This is a genomic window from Aurantimonas sp. E1-2-R+4 (assembly GCF_036549515.1).
GTDB classification, from domain to species: Bacteria; Pseudomonadota; Alphaproteobacteria; order Rhizobiales; family Rhizobiaceae; genus Aurantimonas; species Aurantimonas coralicida_A.
The window spans coordinates 89,454-105,583 of sequence record NZ_JAZHLK010000006.1 but is presented as its reverse complement, the minus strand read 5'-3'; the positions used below and the strand labels follow the sequence as shown (position 1 = coordinate 105,583).

The window sequence follows — 16,130 nt, the reverse complement described above, 5'->3', positions numbered from 1 at the left end:
AAGCATGGCTGATCTTCGCACCTCCTTCCTCGGCATTTCCTCGCCCAATCCGTTCTGGCTCGCCTCGGCGCCGCCGACGGACAAGGAATACAACGTCCAGCGCGCCTTCGAGCAGGGCTGGGGCGGCGTCGTGTGGAAGACGCTCGGCGAGGATCCGCCGATCGTCAATGTCAACGGTCCGCGCTATGGCGCTATCTGGGGGCCGGACCGCCGGCTGCTCGGCCTCAACAATATCGAGCTGATCACTGATCGGGCGCTCGACGTCAATCTGGAGGAGATCGCCCGGGTCAAACGCAACTGGCCGGACCGGGCGATGATCGTCTCGCTGATGGTGCCCTGCGAAGAGGCGCCGTGGCGGAAGATCCTGAAACTGGTCGAGGAGACCGGCGCTGACGGGGTGGAGCTGAATTTCGGCTGTCCGCACGGGATGAGCGAGCGCGGCATGGGCGCGGCCGTCGGTCAGGTGCCCGAATATATCGAGATGGTGGCGCGCTGGTGCAAACAGCATTCGACGCTGCCTGTCATTGTCAAGCTGACGCCGAACATCACCGACGTCCGCTTTCCGGCCAGGGCCGCGAAGAAGGGTGGCGCCGACGCGGTTTCGTTGATCAACACGATCTCCTCGATCACCTCGATCGACCTGGATAATTTTGCTCCGACGCCGACAATCGACGGCAAGGGCTCGCATGGCGGCTATTGCGGCCCGGCGGTCAAGCCGATCGCGCTCAACATGGTGGCCGAAATCGCCCGCGACGCCGAGACGCGCGGCCTGCCGATTTCCGGCATCGGCGGCATCACCAACTGGCGCGACGCGGCCGAATTCATCGCGCTCGGTTGCGGCACGGTGCAAGTCTGCACGGCGGCGATGACCTATGGTTTCAAGGTGGTCAAGGAAATGGCGTCGGGCCTGTCCGACTGGATGGATCAGAACGGTTACGCCACGATCGAGGATTTCCGTGGTCGGGCCGTTCCCAACGTCACCGACTGGCAATACCTCAATCTCAACTACGTCACCAAGGCGCGGATCGACCAGGATTTGTGCATCCAGTGCGGTCGCTGCCACATCGCCTGCGAGGATACGTCGCATCAGGCGATCACGGCGATGGTGGACGGCAAGCGGCATTTCGAGGTGATCGACGCCGAATGCGTCGGCTGCAATCTGTGCGTCAATGTCTGCCCGGTCGAGAACTGCATCACCATGGAGCAGATCGCCGGTACCGACCCGCGCACGAAGAAGCCGATCCCGGACGAATACGGCAACTGGACGAACCACCCGAACAATCCGATGGCGAAAGAAACGATGCAGTTCGCACCGAAACCGGTCAATCTTCCCGACGCCGCGGAGTAGACCGAGCTCCCCCGAGTGCGACCAGACTTGCGGCATCAGGCCGCAGGATCGACCGCCGCTCGCTCGCGCGAAATGAGGAAAGTGAAACCGGTCTTCCACCTGCATTGTGCGCTAACTGACGGGAATCGATGGGTTCATGACATCGGATAGCATCGATCGGCTTTCATCGTGATCCAAGTCGCCCAAAAAAATTCGAAAATTGCAATATGTCGCGGCAAATGCTGGCGCCAGCGCTACCCGCAGGTGAAGATAATGAAAAAACAGCGGGATATGCTGACTACGCCGACTGTGGCGTAACCCCCCGGTAACTTGAGCGCTCCATAGTCGCCGCTGTTCGGAAGCTTCCTCTCGGAAGACCGTTCGGGTTTGTTGGAGCGGGCGGAATTATCGCGGTGATGTCGATCAATCTACGACTCCTAGTCGGCAGCTTTATCTTCGCATCCCTGACTCTTGTGTTCGCGGCTTTTTCCTACGATTCGCAATTGGTTTCGCTGGAGCTTGCCCGCAAACTTTATGACGGGGGCTCTGCCCCGCTGAGTCGGCTGGAGATTGCCAAGGAAAAAACCGCGGTGATCCAATTGCGGTTTTCGCCTGCGGCCGACGACAGTAGCGAAAATGACGAGGCCAGACTTCAGGGCAAAAGCGCTGGCGAAATCATGCTTGCCGCTTCATCGATCATGTCGGAGATTCGCCAGGTTCTATCCGCCGACGTGTCCCCGGATTTGCGCAGGGCCGTAGGCGCCTTGCGTTATCCGCTCAGCCGGATCGAGGCCTCCGAAGGAAACCTCTCGCGCGGCGCCGTGCGGCGGGAATTCGCTGCCTTGTGGCTGGGATTGGAGGGCGCTGTGACGGTCGCGCGAGCCGACTTGGCGGAATTGCGAGGGCAGACCTCCGACGCAATCGAAAGCGCTAGAATGCGCAACGGCGTCGCTCTGGTTGCGGTTTTCGGCGCCTTGTTCGGCTTTGCGATGTTCCTCTCCCGCTCCATCGGGAGGACCTTGCGCGAGATGGCGCTGCGCGCCCGGGAACTCGCGAGCGGTGCGTCGGCCAAGCCTGGTGTTCCGAAAGGTCCCCGGGAGGTGCGCGACGTGCTCTTCGCGCTCGAGGAGATGGGTGCGCGCTGTCGCAAGATCGAGGCCACGATGCTGAGCGAGGCCGACATGATGGCCGTGCGTCTCAATCGGCAGGAAAGCCAGTTGGGCGCGGCGTTGAACAATATGACTCAGGCACTTTGCATGCTCGATGGGCAAAAGCGGTTGGTCCTCTCCAACGAGGTGTTCTCTCGCTATTTTGGCGAGGTGGCACCGGGAACGCCGGCTCGGGCCTTTCTCACCGATCCGAGTTTGACACTGCCGTTGCGCGAAAACGAGATGGCAACGGACCTTCTCGAGGTTGGCGGAGCCGTCATGGAGGTGAAGCGCCGCGGCATGCTTGCCAAAGGGCTTTTGATCACCTTTGAGGATATCACCGAGAAACAGCGAATCTCCCGGCGCCTGGAACATGTCGCCGGGCACGACGGGTTGACCGACCTGCCCAATCGCAAGAACTTCGCCGAGGTGCTCGACCAGCGGTTGGCCAAAGGCCGAGACGGGCTCTTGGTCGCCGTGGTGGACATCCGAGGCTTCAAGTCGATCAACGATACCCACGGCCATCCGGTTGGCGATGCGATTTTAAAGGAATGCGGCAACAGGCTCGTGCGAATCGCAGGGCCAAAGGCCACCGTCTCCCGGCTCGGCGGAAACGAGTTCGCGGTCGTATTGCCGGGGGTGCGGGGAACAGGCGACGCGGATGCGTTCGCTGGGGCTCTGGTCGCGAGTTTCGACTCGCCGTTCGACGTGGAAAGTCGCCGGATCGAGGCGAGAGGCAGTGTCGGCACTGTTCATATTGCGGCCGGTCAGCGAATGACGAGCCTCGGCGCGGATATCGTCCTACAGAATTGCGACCTTGCCCTTTACCAGGCAAAGCAGGAGGCGGGGAGCGCTTACCGCCGATTCAAACCCGCCATGCGCGAGAAGCTGCAGCGCCGTCGCGAGATGGAACTCGATCTCCAGAAGGCTCTGGACGAAGGCCAGTTCGAACTGTTTTACCAACCGTTCATCGACACCGAACGGCGGCGCGTCAGCGGTTTCGAGGCCCTGCTGCGTTGGCAGCACCCCGTAAGCGGCATGATTTCACCCGCCGTCTTCATCCCGCTCGCGGAGGAGACCGGCCTGATCGAGCGGCTCGGCAAATGGGCGCTCGAAGCCGCCTGCCATGAAGCCTCCAAATGGCCCGAGGATCTCACCATCTCGGTCAATCTGTCGGCGGTGCAGTTCAAGAGCCCCACTCTCGTCGAGGACGTTCGCGGCGCGTTGGCAGCATCGGGCCTTGCGCCCCGACGGCTGCAGATCGAGGTGACCGAATCGCTGTTTCTGGACGAAGGCGACCGAGTGTTATCGATCCTCAAGGAGTTCCGTCGGCTAGGCCTGACGATTTCCATGGATGACTTCGGGACCGGTTATTCCTCGCTGGGTTATCTGAGCCGCTTTCCCTTCGACAAGATCAAAATCGATCAATCCTTCGTCCGTGATATGGGCCGCGCCGAAAACATCGCCATCGTACGCTCGATCATCGGCCTGTCGCGAGCGCTCAACATGAGTGTCATCGCCGAGGGCATCGAAACGCCGGAGCAGATGCAGATCCTATACAGCGAAGGCTGCCGGGAAATGCAGGGCTACCTCTTCTCCAAGCCAAGACCGTCTTCGGACCTGGCCAAGATGCTGATGGAGGTCGCCAATCAATGGAGAAGTGATTTTCCTTCGCTCGCCGCCGACAAGTCCATGGCTGCGGCCTGAAGCCGCCGCCGCACCGCGGCAGAATACGTCGGTCTTTGAATCGTCAAAGGTCCTTGGTGTCGAACATGAGCAGTTCGACGCCGCCGTCGGCGAAATTGCCGAGATCGGCCGCCGTCGCCTGTCCCTCAGGGGAAGCGAGCCCCGCTTCGATATCGGCCATCGAATCGAAGGTCAGCGTCGCCACGAGATGGTAGCTGCTATCGCCGCCGGGGCCGGCGAGCTTGCCGTCGCTGACATCGTAGTGCCTCAGCCCCGGAATTGTCTTGGCGAGGGGGGCGTGGGTCGCCGCGTAGTGGGCGTCGAATGCCGCCGGGTCCTTCGGATGCTTGTAAAGCGCGATCAGCTTGGCCACGAGTCGGATCTCCCTGGGTGCCGATGCCCACCGGCGCGGGCGATCATGGGCGGAAGACGGCTATTAGGCAACCGGCCTCACGACCTCGGCTTCAGGCCGTTGAGCACCAGGGTCAGGACCGCCTGCGCGGCCTCTTCGCGGAAGCCGGGCCGGTCGACCAGGTCGCCCATCACGGCGCGAATCTGAACATCGAAGTCGGCGTAATGCTGCGTCGTCGCCCAGATCATGAAGATGAGATGGTGGGGGTCGACCGGCGCCAGTTGTCCCCGGCCCACCCATTCGCGAATGATGTCGGCCTTCTCGTCGACCAGTTCTTTCAGCGTGGTCTCCAGGAAGCCGCCCATCACCGGCGCGCCGGCCAGGATCTCGTTGGCGAAGAGGCGCGAAGCGGCTGGCCGCTCGGCCACCATCCGCAACTTCTCGGTAATGTACCGACGCAGTTCCTCGACCGGATCGCCACCGGCATCGATCGCGGCCAGCGGCACCAGCCAGTCGCGGAGCGTGCGCTCGAGTACGGCGTGGTAGATGTCCTGCTTGCGGCGAAAGTAATAAAGTAGGTTGGGCTTGGACATCGCGGCGCGGGAGGCGATTTGGTCGACCGTCGAGCCGCGGAATCCGTGGACCGAGAAGACCTCCAGGGCCGCTTCCAGGATGACCTCGCGGTTGATCGCCTGAATGCGGGTGGGCTGCCGATTGTCATCCTCGACGCCGGCGCGTGAATCCGGTGGAGGGACCGTCGCGTCCAAGACCTGTTGTCCTTCCTTCTTTCGATCGCCGTCCCGTGCCGCTTATCGGTTTCGCGGCGAAGTCGCTTGACCCGTTCCGGGTGACCTTCTAGCCTTCATTTTGACCATTTAGTCAAGATTTCCGGCGCCTTTCCATACTTGGATCGTCGCTTGGCGAGGGGCAAGCCGATGAACGAGCACGCGACGATCGTCCCCAACAATCTCGAAGCCTTCTGGATGCCCTTTACGGCGAACCGGCAGTTCAAGCAGGCGCCGCGTCTGTTCGTCGCCGCCAAGGACATGCACTATACGACGTCCGACGGACGCCAGGTGCTGGATGGCACCGCGGGACTGTGGTGCGTCAATGCCGGTCATTGCCGGCCGAAGATCACCGAGGCGATCCAGCGTCAGGCGGCCGAGCTCGATTATGCGCCGGCCTTCCAGATGGGCCATCCCAAGGCCTTCGAGCTGGCCTCGAAGCTGGCGGCCATCGCCCCCACCGGCCTCGACCATGTGTTCTTCACCAATTCAGGTTCCGAGTCCGTCGAAACGGCGCTGAAGATCGCGCTCGCCTACCACCGCGCCAAGGGCGATGGCGCGCGCTTCCGCCTGATCGGGCGCGAGCGCGGCTATCACGGCGTCAATTTCGGCGGCATCTCCGTCGGCGGCATCGTTGGCAACCGCAAGATGTTCGGCACGCTTTTGACCGGCGTCGACCATATGCGCCATACCCACGACCCCGAGCGCAACGGCTATTCCCGCGGTGAAGCCGAGAATGGTGCCGAACTCGCCGAGGATCTTGTCCGGATCGCGACGCTACACGATCCCTCGACTATCGCCGCCGTCATCGTCGAGCCGGTGGCCGGATCGACCGGCGTGCTGCCGCCGCCGAAAGGCTATCTCAAGCGCTTGCGCGAGATCTGCGACCAGCACGGCATCTTGCTGATCTTCGACGAGGTCATCACTGGCTATGGCCGCATGGGCGCGGCCTTCGCCGCCGATTATTTCGGCGTGACGCCGGACATCATGGTGACCGCCAAGGGCCTGACCAACGGCGTCATCCCGATGGGCGCCGTTTACGTCAAGGACGCGATTTACGACGCCTTCATGAGCGGCGCCGAGCATCTGATCGAGTTCGCCCACGGCTATACCTATTCGGGTAATCCGATCGCCGCCGCGGCGGGTCTGGCAACAATCGAGACCTACAAGGAAGACGGGCTTTTCGAGCGGGCGAAGGCGCTGGAGCCGGTCTGGGCCGACGCGATCCATTCGCTGAAGGGGGAGCGGCATGTCATCGACATCCGCACCATTGGCCTGATCGCGGCGATCGAGCTCGATCCGGTTGCCGGCGAGCCGACGAAGCGGGCGTTCTCGGCCTTCCTCAAGGCCTATGAGGCAGGGCTGTTGATCCGCACCACTGGCGATATCATCGCGCTGTCGCCGCCGCTGATGATCTCCGAGGATCAGATCGGCGAGATCGTCGAGACCTTGCGGGGCATTCTGAAGAGCCTCGACTGACGACCGCCGCCCATTGCTGACGACCAGACATGAGGGATTCCATGAGCCTTGCTTCCAACCTCCAGATCAACGGCGACCGGCTCTGGGATTCGATCATTGAGATGGCAAAGATCGGCCCCGGCATCGCTGGCGGCAACAACCGCCAGACGCTGACCGACGCCGACGGAGAGGGCCGCCACCTGTTCCAGTCCTGGTGCGAGGCGGCCGGCCTGACGATGGGCGTCGACACCATGGGCAACATGTTCGCGCGGCGCGAGGGCGCCGACCCGGACGCGCTGCCGGTTTATGTCGGCAGCCATCTCGACACCCAGCCGACCGGCGGCAAATATGATGGCGTTCTCGGCGTCCTCGGCGGGCTGGAACTGGTCCGCACGCTCAACGACCTCAACATCCAGACGAAGCACCCGATCGTCGTCACCAACTGGACCAACGAGGAGGGCACCCGCTTCGCCCCGGCGATGCTGGCGTCGGGCGTCTTCGCCGGCGTCCATGACGAGGCCTGGGCGAAGGACCGCGAGGATTCGGCCGGCAAGCGCTTTGGCGACGAACTGAAGCGGATCGGCTGGGAGGGCGAGGAGCCGGTCGGCTCGCCCCGGATGAAGGCGTTCTTCGAGCTGCATATCGAGCAGGGGCCGATCCTCGAGGACGAGGGGATCGATATCGGCGTCGTCACCCACGGGCAGGGGCTCTACTGGCTGCAGGTAACGCTGACCGGCCGCGAGAGCCACACCGGTTCGACACCGATGCCCAAGCGGCGCAATGCCGGGCTCGGCATGGCGCGGATCACCGAGCTCGTCCACGAGGTGGCGATGGATTACCAGCCTAACGCCGTCGGCGCGATCGGCCATGTCGAAATCTATCCGAACTCGCGCAACATCATTCCCGGCCGCGCGGTTTTCACCATCGACATCCGTTCACCGTCCAAGGAGACGCTCGACACGATGCGCGAGCGCATCGAGGACGGCATCGACACGATCGCCGAGGCACTCGATATCGGGGTCGCGGTCGACGAAGTCGGGCATTTCGACCCCGTCACCTTCGACGCGGATTGCGTCAAGGCGGTCCGCGACGCCGCTGAACGCCTCGGTTATTCGCACAGGAACATCGTGTCCGGCGCTGGCCACGACGCCTGCTGGATCAACCGCGTCGCGCCGACGGCGATGGTGATGTGCCCCTGTGTCGACGGGCTGTCTCACAACGAGGCGGAGGACATTTCGAAGGAATGGGCGACGGCGGGGGCAAACGTGCTGTTCCACGCCGTGGTGGAGACGGCCGGGATCGTGGAGTAGAATTCGGATTCGACGGGCATCTTCAGGAGGTCGCAATGGGAAGGCCGAAGGAACTGACCGAAGAGCAGCGCGCCGATCTTCGCGCGAGAGGCTTCGTGCCTGTGGAAGTCTGGGTGCCCGACTGGGACAGTCCTGCGTTCAAGGAGCAGTTGAAGCGCGATTGCGACGCCATCAATGCCGCCGATCGTCGCTCTGGAGAGATTAACTGCCTTTCCGAGGAGGTCGCCGACTTGTGGGACGATCTGCCTTCATGAAGCGCGGCGATGTCGTCCTCGTTTCCGGGAAGGGAGACTGCGGGAAGGCGCGGCCGGCTGTCGTCGTGCAGGCTGACTATCTTGCCGAACATCTCGGCAGCGTGACCGTCGTCCCGTTTACGAGCGACCTCTCCAGTGACATCTCCATTCGATTCCTCGTCGAGCCACATCCTTCGAACGGGCTTCGCGTGCGCTCGCAAGCGATGGTCGACAAGGTCCAGACCTATCCTCGAGAGAAGGTCTTTGGGCCGATCGGTGCTCTCGGACCAAGCCAGATGATGCAGGTCGAGCGCGCTTTGATCGTCTTCCTGCAACTTGCAAGCTCACTTCTTGCCGGCCCGTCTACGATTCCGTCGATCAGCCAAGGAACGAACCCATGACCATCGTTATCAAGAACGGAACCGTCGTCACCGCCGACCGCACCTGGAAGGCCGACGTCCTGATCGACGGCGAGATCATCGTCGATGTCGGGCCCGACCTTTCCGGCGACGAGGTGATCGACGCCTCCGGTGCCTATGTCATGCCGGGCGGCATCGATCCGCACACCCATATGGAGATGCCCTTCATGGGCACCTTCTCGGCTGACGATTTCGACTCGGGCACGGCAGCGGCGCTGGCCGGCGGCACCACGATGACCGTCGATTTCTGCCTGCCGGGACCGGGGCAGGGGCTCATTGACGCGCTGCAAGCCTGGTACCAGAAGGCCGGCAAGGCCCGCACCGACTATTCCTTCCACATGGCGATCACCTGGTGGGGCGAACAGGTCTTCGATGAAATGCCCAAGGTGGTCAGCCAAGGCATCAACACCTTCAAGCACTTCATGGCCTACAAGGGCGCGCTGATGGTGAACGATGACGAGATGTTCGCCTCGTTCTCGCGCTGCGCCGAGATCGGCGCGATGCCGCTGGTCCACGCCGAAAACGGCGACGTCGTCGCCTTCCTGCAGCAAAAACTCATGGCCGAGGGCAACAACGGGCCGGAGGGCCACGCCTATTCGCGCCCGCCCGAGGTCGAGGGCGAGGCGGTCAACCGGGCGATCATGATCGCCGACCAGGCCGGCGTACCGCTCTATGTCGTCCACACCTCCTGCGAGCAGGCCCATGAGGCGATTCGCCGGGCGCGGCAAAAGGGGATGCGGGTTTATGGCGAGCCGCTGATCCAGCATTTGACCCTCGACGAGAGTGAGTATTTCAACCCTGATTGGGATCACGCCGCGCGCCGGGTGATGTCACCGCCGTTCCGCAACAAGCTGCACCAGGATTCGCTCTGGGCGGGGTTAGCGGCCGGCTCTCTCCAGGTCGTTGCCACCGACCATTGCGCCTTTTCGAGCGAGCAGAAGCGCATGGGCGTCGGCGACTTCACCAAGATCCCGAACGGCACCGGGGGCCTTGAGGACCGGCTGCCGGTGCTGTGGACCAAGGGCGTTCGGACCGGCCGCTTGACCATGAACGAGTTCGTCGCCGTCACCTCGACCAACATCGCCAAGATTCTCAACATCTATCCGAAGAAAGGCGCGATCCTGCCCGGCGCCGATGCCGACATCATCGTCTGGGATCCGGCCGCGACCAAGACGATCTCGGCCAAGACCCAGAAGTCGGCGATCGAATACAACGTCTTCGAGGGCATCGAGGTGACCGGCCTGCCGGTGATGAGTTTCTCGCGCGGCCGCCTCGCCTACAAGGAGGGCGACGTGCGCGCCGACTCCGGCGACGGCCGCTTCGTCGAGCGGCCCGCCAACGCGCCGGTCAACACCGCGCTGTCGACCTGGAAGGAACTCACCGCCCCGCGCAAGGTGGAGCGGTCGGGCATCCCGGCGGGTGTCTGATTTGAACGCGAGAATGGATCAGTCGATCAAGGATGACAGCGCGGAACAGCAGAGGCGGGGCGGGGTGATCTCCGCCCGCAATCTCGATCTCGTCTTCGAGACGGCCGACACGCCCGTCCATGCCCTGTCGTCGATCGACCTCGACATCTTCAAGGGCGAATTCGTCTCCTTCATCGGCCCGTCCGGCTGCGGCAAGACCACGCTTCTGCGCGTCATCGCCGATCTGGAACAGCCGACCGGCGGCACGATCTCGGTCAACGGCATGACGCCGGATCAGGCCCGGCAAGCGCGCGCCTATGGCTACGTGTTCCAGGCGGCGGCGCTCTATCCCTGGCGCACCATCGAAAAGAACATCGCGCTGCCGCTGGAGATCATGGGCTTCGACAAGGCCGAGCGGAAGCGGCGGATCGAGAGCAATCTCGAACTCGTCGGGCTCTCCGGCTTCGGCGGAAAATTTCCCTGGCAATTGTCGGGCGGCATGCAGCAGCGCGCCTCGATCGCGCGCGCCTTGTCCTTCGACCCGGATCTCTTGTTGATGGACGAGCCCTTCGGCGCGCTGGACGAGATCGTTCGCGACCACCTCAACGAGGAGCTGTTGAAGCTCTGGGGGAAGACGAAAAAGACCGTGGTCTTCGTCACCCATTCGATCCCGGAGGCGGTGTTCCTGTCCACCCGCATCGTGGTGATGAGCCCGCGGCCGGGCCGCATCCACGAGGTGATCGACTGCAATCTCGGCCCGGACCGGCCGCTGGAAATCCGCGACACGCCGGAGTTTTTGGGAATCGCCCACCGGGTGCGCGAGGGCCTCAGGGCAGGGCACGGCTATGATTAAGGCTGCCAAAGACAATGAGAGGGACATAATCGATGCGTGAAGAGCTTCAGCAATGGGTGCTGGATGCAGTCCGTGATGAAGGCGGATCTGCCACAGTATTGAAAGTCGCGAAGCATATTTGGGATAGGCATGAATCGGAGCTGAAGGACGCGGGAGATCTGTTTTATACGTGGCAATACGATATGCGCTGGGCGGGACAACGTCTGCGCGATGACGGATTTTTGGTACTCGGTGCAAATCGTACTTGGCAGTTGGTTCAGGAGTGATCGCCGCCCCGCCCATCGCCGAGCCGGGCGCCGGCATCGGCTATGCCGGCCCGCTGCGGGGGCTGGGCCGGCGCATGGTCGAGGGCCGCACCGTGCCGATTCTCACCGTTGTCGCGGCGATCCTGGCGATCTGGTATCTCGCCGCGATCGGGATGAACTGGCAGACCGAGACCGACAAGCTGGTTCGTGCCGGCGAGGCCTACGGTATCGCCGACACGATCGCGGCGACGTGGAGCGCCGAGCGGCCGATCCTGCCGGCGCCGCACCAGATCATCGCGGAAATCTGGAAGTCGACGGTGCTCGTCAAGCCGACATCGCCGCGCTCGCTGCTGTTTCATGCCTGGGTGACGCTGTCCTCGACCCTCCTCGGCTTCGTCATCGGCACGGCGTTGGGCGTGGCGCTGGCCGTCGGCATCCTCCATTCGCGCACGCTCGACAAGAGCCTGATGCCGTGGATCATCACCTCGCAGACGATCCCGATCCTCGCCATCGCGCCGATGATCATCGTCGTGCTCAACGCGGTCGGCGTGCAGGGGCTTTTGCCGAAGGCGATCATCTCCACCTATCTGTCATTTTTCCCGGTCGCGGTCGGCATGGTGAAGGGGCTCCGCTCGCCCGACGCCATGCTGCTCGACCTGATGCACACCTATTCGGCGAGCCGGCCGCAGATATTGGCGAAGCTCCGCTGGCCGGCGTCGATGCCGTTCCTGTTCACATCGATGAAGGTTGCCGTCGCCGCCGCTCTGGTCGGCGCCATCGTTGGCGAATTGCCGACGGGGGCGGTCGCCGGCCTCGGCGCGCGGCTCCTGGCCGGCTCCTATTACGGCCAGACCATCCAGATCTGGTCGGCGCTGGTCGCCGCCGCGGTGATGGCGGGCGTCCTGGTGTGGCTGGTGGGACTCGGCGAGCGCATTTCGCTCAAGCGTATGGGGGTGCAGTCGTGAGCGGGGCACGGCTCCTCGGCAGTTCCGGGCCGGCCGCGGCAGCCCTGATGGCGGTGTTTTCCTGCGCCTCGGCACTCGCCGCGCTGGCGTTGCTGGAATCGGGTCAGCGCGGGCTGACGCTGGCCGCCGTCATCGCGGCATTCTGGCTGTTTTCCTGGCGCTTGACCGTCAACCTCGCCGCGCTGGAGCCGGCGGGCCGCGCCGGGCGTGCGGTTCTCGGCATCCTCATTCCGCTGATATTCGGCGTGACGCTGTTGTTCCTGTGGGAGTTCATCGTGCGTGGGCTCGCCGTGCCGAGCGTGCTGTTGCCGGCGCCGTCGGGCATCGGCATCAGGATCGCGAATTCCTTGTCGATCCTGTGGGCGGACTTCGCCCAGACCTATTTGAAGGCGGTGGTCGCCGGCTATGTGCTCGGCTGTGGTTCGGGCTTTCTCGTCGCGGTGCTGATCGACCGCTCCCCCTTCCTCAAGCGCGGCCTGCTACCGATCGGCAATCTGGTCTCGGCGCTGCCGATCGTCGGCGTCGCGCCGATCATGGTGATGTGGTTCGGCTTCGACTGGCCGTCGAAGGCCGCCGTGGTCGTCATCATGACCTTCTTCCCGATGCTGGTGAACACCGTCGCCGGCCTTAATGCCGCAGGCGCCATGGAGCGCGACCTGATGCGCACCTACGGGGCGAGTTCGTCTCAGAGCCTCGTCAAGCTGCGCCTGCCGGCGGCGTTGCCTTTCATCTTCAATGCCCTGAAGATCAACTCGACGCTGGCGCTGATCGGCGCGATCGTGGCGGAATTCTTCGGCACGCCGATCGTCGGCATGGGCTTTCGCATTTCGGCCGAGATCGGCCGCATGAACACCGACATGGTCTGGGCCGAGATCGCGGTCGCCGCGCTCGCTGGCTCGCTGACCTACGGCCTGCTCTCCGTCGCCGAGCGGGCCGCGACCTTCTGGCATCCGTCCTACCGCAAGGGGTAGGCGGCAACATAAAGCAACAAAGGGAGAATGCAGATGAGGAAGCTTCTGGCAGGTGCGGTGGTGGCGCTCGCGGGTCTCGGTTTCACCGGACCGACGATGGCGCAGGACGCGCTGACGCTGCAACTCAAATGGGTGACCCAGGGCCAGTTCGCCGGCTATTATGTCGCCAAGGAAAAGGGCTTCTACGAAGAGGCCGGTCTCGACGTGACGATCAAGCCCGGCGGCCCGGATATCGCGCCCGAGCAGGTGATCGCCGGCGGCGGCGCCGACGTCATCGTCGACTGGATGCCGGCGGCGCTGGCGGCCCGCGAGAAGGGGCTGCCGCTCGTCAATATCGCCCAGCCGTTCAAGAAGTCGGGCATGGAGCTGACCTGCCGCAAGGAGACCGGCATCGAAAAGCCGGAGGATTTCAAGGGCAAGACCCTCGGCGTCTGGTTCTCCGGCAACGAATATCCGTTCCTGTCCTGGATGTCGAAGCTCGGCCTGTCCACCGAGGGCGGCGCGGACGGCGTCACCGTCATCAAGCAGGGCTTCAACGTCGACCCGCTGATCCAGAAGCAGGCCGACTGCATCTCAACGATGACCTACAACGAATATTGGCAGGTGATCGACGCCGGCATCCCGGAAGGCGAGCTGACGGTGTTCAAATACGAGGACCAGGGCGTCGCGACACTGGAGGATGGACTCTACGTGCTCGAGGAATCGCTGAACGATCCGGCGATGGTCGACAAGCTCGCGCGTTTCGTCAAAGCCTCGATGAAGGGCTGGGAATACGCCGCCGAGAACCCTGACGAAGCGGCGGGAATCGTGCTCGACAACGACATGACCGGCGCCCAGACTGAAGAGCACCAGAAGCGCATGGTCGGCGAGATCAACAAGCTGGTCGACGGCTCGGACGGCACACTCGACACAGCCTCCGCCGACACGACGGTCGAGGTGCTGATGGGCGGCGGCTCGGACCCGGTCATCACCAAGCAACCGGAAGGCGCCTGGTCGAGCGTCGTGACCGACAAGATGAAGGACTTGCAGTAAGGGCGCAGCAGGCCCCTTCATTTAACGAAGGCCGGGGCGTTGCTCCGGCCTTTTTTCATGGCGTGCGGGCAATGCGCTTTGAAAGCTCAAGGGCACGGTCAGCGCCGCACGACCTCTCGGTCGGGGTTGACGAGTGCCGACCTTACGGCTGCTATGTCCGCCGCAGGAATTGGTTGGGGTCCCAGGGCCCGACCTGGGAGGATCGCATGCTGAAAACATTGACCAGGCTGTCGCTCGCGGGTGCCGCGCTTGCCGCCATGATGGGTGCCACGCTCGCGCAAGAGGTGACCCTGCGGGTGCATCAGTTCCTGCCGGCGCAGGCCACCATTCCGGACAAGGTGCTGAAGCCGTGGGCCGAAAAGGTAGAGGCGGAATCCGACGGGCGAATCAAGGTCGAGTTCTATCCCTCGATGCAGCTCGGCGGCTCGCCGCCCGAACTCTTCGATCAAGCGCGGGACGGCGTCGCCGACGTCATCTGGACGGTGCTGGGCTATACGCCGGGCCGCTTTCCGAAGTCCGAGACCTTCGAACTGCCCTTCATCATGACCGATGCGGTCTCGACCTCGAAGGCGTTCCAAGCGTTCGTGGAAAAGAACGCGATGGACGAATTCGAGGACGTCCACCTTCTCGCCGTTCATACCCATGGGCCGGGGCTGTTTCACACCAAGGAGACGATCAACAAGCTGGAGGACCTGAACAGCATGAAGATTCGCGGAGGCTCGCGGATCATCAACCAGCTTCTGGAAAAACTCGGCGCGACGCCGGTCGGCATGCCGGTGCCCGCGGTTCCTGAATCGCTCTCCAAGGGCGTGATCGACGGCGCGACGATCCCCTGGGAGGTGACGCTGCCGTTGCGGATCGCCGAACTGGTGAAAAACCACACCGGCTTTTCCGGCGACAACGGCATGTACACCCAGACCTTCGCCATCGTCATGAACAAGGACAGCTACGAAAACCTGCCCGACGATTTGAAGGCCATCATCGACGACAATTCCGGGATGAAGTTGGCGGAAATGGCCGGCAAGGCGATGCAGGCCAGCGATAAGGTCGGCGAGGCAAAGGCGCGCGATGCCGGCAATACCGTCGTTACCCTCGACGAGGCCGAGACCGCGCGCTTCAAGGACGCCTCGCAGGCGGTTATCGCGGAGTGGGTGGCGCAAGGGGAGGGGCGTCAGCAGCTTCTCGACGACGCCGAGGCGCTGATCGACCAATACACCGGAGAAGGTGCGGCGGGCGCGGGCGCGGCTACGGCCACCCCGGCGGCCGCTGAGCCGGATACTGCCGCTGAGCCCGAAAAGAAATAGGACCATTGGGTCGGCGGTGCGACAGAGTATGCGCCGCCGCGCCTCGTCTGGACGATTTATCCCGCATGCAATGGTGAACCGGTTTTGAGCGATGCCGCAGGATTTGACGACGGGTCCGGCCGCCTTGGCCGCGGCGTCGACGCGGCGGCGACGCTGCTCGCCTATGCCGGCGGCTTCTGCCTCGTCTTCATCATCGTTTTGACCTGCGTTTCGATCGCGGGGCGAGCGCTTCTCACTCTCGGTTTCGGCTTCGGACCCGTGCCCGGCGATTTCGAAATGGTCGAGATCGCGTCCGGCGTCGCGGTGTTTCTCTTTCTGCCTCTGTGCCAGTTGAAGCGCGGCCACGTGACGGTGGATCTCTTCGCCGGAGCGATGGGGCGGCGCGGCGTTGCGATCACCGACCTCGCGGGCAATGCGCTGATGACCGGCGCCTCCGCCATCATTCTCTGGCGGCTTCTGGCCGGGCTCCAGGACAAGATGCGGACGGGAGAGGAGAGCTTCATTCTGGCGATTCCGGTCTGGTGGGGCTATGCGCTCTCGCTTGTCGGCGCCGCGGTCTTCCTGCTCGCCTGCCTCGTGACCGTGTGGCGCTCGGTGCACGTATGCTTGATTCTTCTCCAGAAGACCCGAGCGTAA

At 63.5% G+C, this 16,130-nt stretch carries 16 protein-coding genes; 14 read left to right on the top strand and 2 right to left on the bottom strand.

Going from position 1 to position 16,130, the window contains the following annotated elements; translation table 11 throughout:
• The first annotated feature begins 4 nt into the window (after window positions 1-4).
• Both preA and VQ045_RS04880 read left to right on the top strand, forming a co-directional pair.
• A complete protein-coding gene (gene preA, locus VQ045_RS04885) occupies window positions 5-1,348 on the top strand; it encodes an NAD-dependent dihydropyrimidine dehydrogenase subunit PreA (RefSeq protein ID WP_327622490.1) in 1,344 nt (447 codons plus the stop codon).
• Between the two features lie 395 nt (window positions 1,349-1,743).
• Window positions 1,744-4,182 (top strand): putative bifunctional diguanylate cyclase/phosphodiesterase, encoded by a 2,439-nt coding sequence (locus tag VQ045_RS04880; RefSeq protein ID WP_331829334.1) that lies wholly within the window; start codon window positions 1,744-1,746, stop codon window positions 4,180-4,182.
• A 43-nt stretch (window positions 4,183-4,225) separates the two neighbouring features.
• Here the strand turns inward: VQ045_RS04880 and VQ045_RS04875 are convergent, their stop codons facing one another.
• Window positions 4,226-4,534 carry an EthD family reductase gene (locus VQ045_RS04875; RefSeq protein WP_327623934.1) on the bottom strand — a complete coding sequence of 103 codons (309 nt, stop codon included), beginning with the start codon at window positions 4,532-4,534 and terminating at the stop codon, window positions 4,226-4,228.
• A 77-nt stretch (window positions 4,535-4,611) separates the two neighbouring features.
• Window positions 4,612-5,280 (bottom strand): TetR family transcriptional regulator C-terminal domain-containing protein, encoded by a 669-nt coding sequence (locus VQ045_RS04870; RefSeq protein WP_442872899.1) that lies wholly within the window; start codon window positions 5,278-5,280, stop codon window positions 4,612-4,614.
• A 168-nt stretch (window positions 5,281-5,448) separates the two neighbouring features.
• Between VQ045_RS04870 and VQ045_RS04865 the strand changes: the two genes are divergently transcribed.
• The 12 genes from VQ045_RS04865 (at window position 5,449) to VQ045_RS04810 (ending at window position 16,130) form a co-directional block, all read left to right on the top strand.
• On the top strand, window positions 5,449-6,777 hold the full coding sequence (locus tag VQ045_RS04865; protein ID WP_327647149.1) for an aspartate aminotransferase family protein: 1,329 nt from the start codon (window positions 5,449-5,451) through the stop codon (window positions 6,775-6,777).
• A gap of 41 nt (window positions 6,778-6,818) precedes the next feature.
• Complete coding sequence (locus tag VQ045_RS04860) at window positions 6,819-8,066, top strand: Zn-dependent hydrolase (RefSeq protein WP_331829333.1); 1,248 nt, start codon at window positions 6,819-6,821, stop codon at window positions 8,064-8,066.
• A 35-nt stretch (window positions 8,067-8,101) separates the two neighbouring features.
• Complete coding sequence (locus VQ045_RS04855; RefSeq protein ID WP_331829332.1) at window positions 8,102-8,320, top strand: antitoxin MazE-like protein; 219 nt, start codon at window positions 8,102-8,104, stop codon at window positions 8,318-8,320.
• Window positions 8,317-8,700, top strand: a complete 384-nt coding sequence (locus VQ045_RS04850; protein WP_331829331.1) for a type II toxin-antitoxin system PemK/MazF family toxin — start codon at window positions 8,317-8,319, stop codon at window positions 8,698-8,700. The genes VQ045_RS04855 and VQ045_RS04850 overlap by 4 nt, the downstream gene beginning before the upstream one ends.
• Entirely contained in the window at window positions 8,697-10,145 is a 1,449-nt protein-coding gene (hydA, locus tag VQ045_RS04845; RefSeq protein WP_331829330.1) for a dihydropyrimidinase, read from the top strand. Before VQ045_RS04850 ends, hydA begins: the two co-directional genes overlap by 4 nt.
• Before the next feature lie 13 nt (window positions 10,146-10,158).
• The gene (locus VQ045_RS04840) at window positions 10,159-10,977 is read left to right on the top strand and encodes an ABC transporter ATP-binding protein (protein ID WP_331829329.1); all 819 of its coding nucleotides are present in this window, start codon (window positions 10,159-10,161) and stop codon (window positions 10,975-10,977) included.
• 32 nt (window positions 10,978-11,009) lie between these two features.
• Window positions 11,010-11,243 carry a hypothetical protein gene (locus VQ045_RS04835; RefSeq protein ID WP_331829328.1) on the top strand — a complete coding sequence of 78 codons (234 nt, stop codon included), beginning with the start codon at window positions 11,010-11,012 and terminating at the stop codon, window positions 11,241-11,243.
• Between the two features lie 74 nt (window positions 11,244-11,317).
• Window positions 11,318-12,187: an ABC transporter permease gene (locus tag VQ045_RS04830; protein WP_331829351.1), complete on the top strand. Its 870-nt coding sequence runs from the start codon at window positions 11,318-11,320 to the stop codon at window positions 12,185-12,187.
• 47 nt (window positions 12,188-12,234) lie between these two features.
• On the top strand, window positions 12,235-13,158 hold the full coding sequence (locus VQ045_RS04825; protein ID WP_442872900.1) for an ABC transporter permease: 924 nt from the start codon (window positions 12,235-12,237) through the stop codon (window positions 13,156-13,158).
• 33 nt (window positions 13,159-13,191) lie between these two features.
• Window positions 13,192-14,190 (top strand): ABC transporter substrate-binding protein, encoded by a 999-nt coding sequence (locus tag VQ045_RS04820; protein ID WP_442879823.1) that lies wholly within the window; start codon window positions 13,192-13,194, stop codon window positions 14,188-14,190.
• A gap of 206 nt (window positions 14,191-14,396) precedes the next feature.
• Window positions 14,397-15,494 (top strand): TRAP transporter substrate-binding protein, encoded by a 1,098-nt coding sequence (locus VQ045_RS04815; RefSeq protein ID WP_331829326.1) that lies wholly within the window; start codon window positions 14,397-14,399, stop codon window positions 15,492-15,494.
• Between the two features lie 84 nt (window positions 15,495-15,578).
• Window positions 15,579-16,130 (top strand): TRAP transporter small permease, encoded by a 552-nt coding sequence (locus tag VQ045_RS04810; RefSeq protein ID WP_331829325.1) that lies wholly within the window; start codon window positions 15,579-15,581, stop codon window positions 16,128-16,130.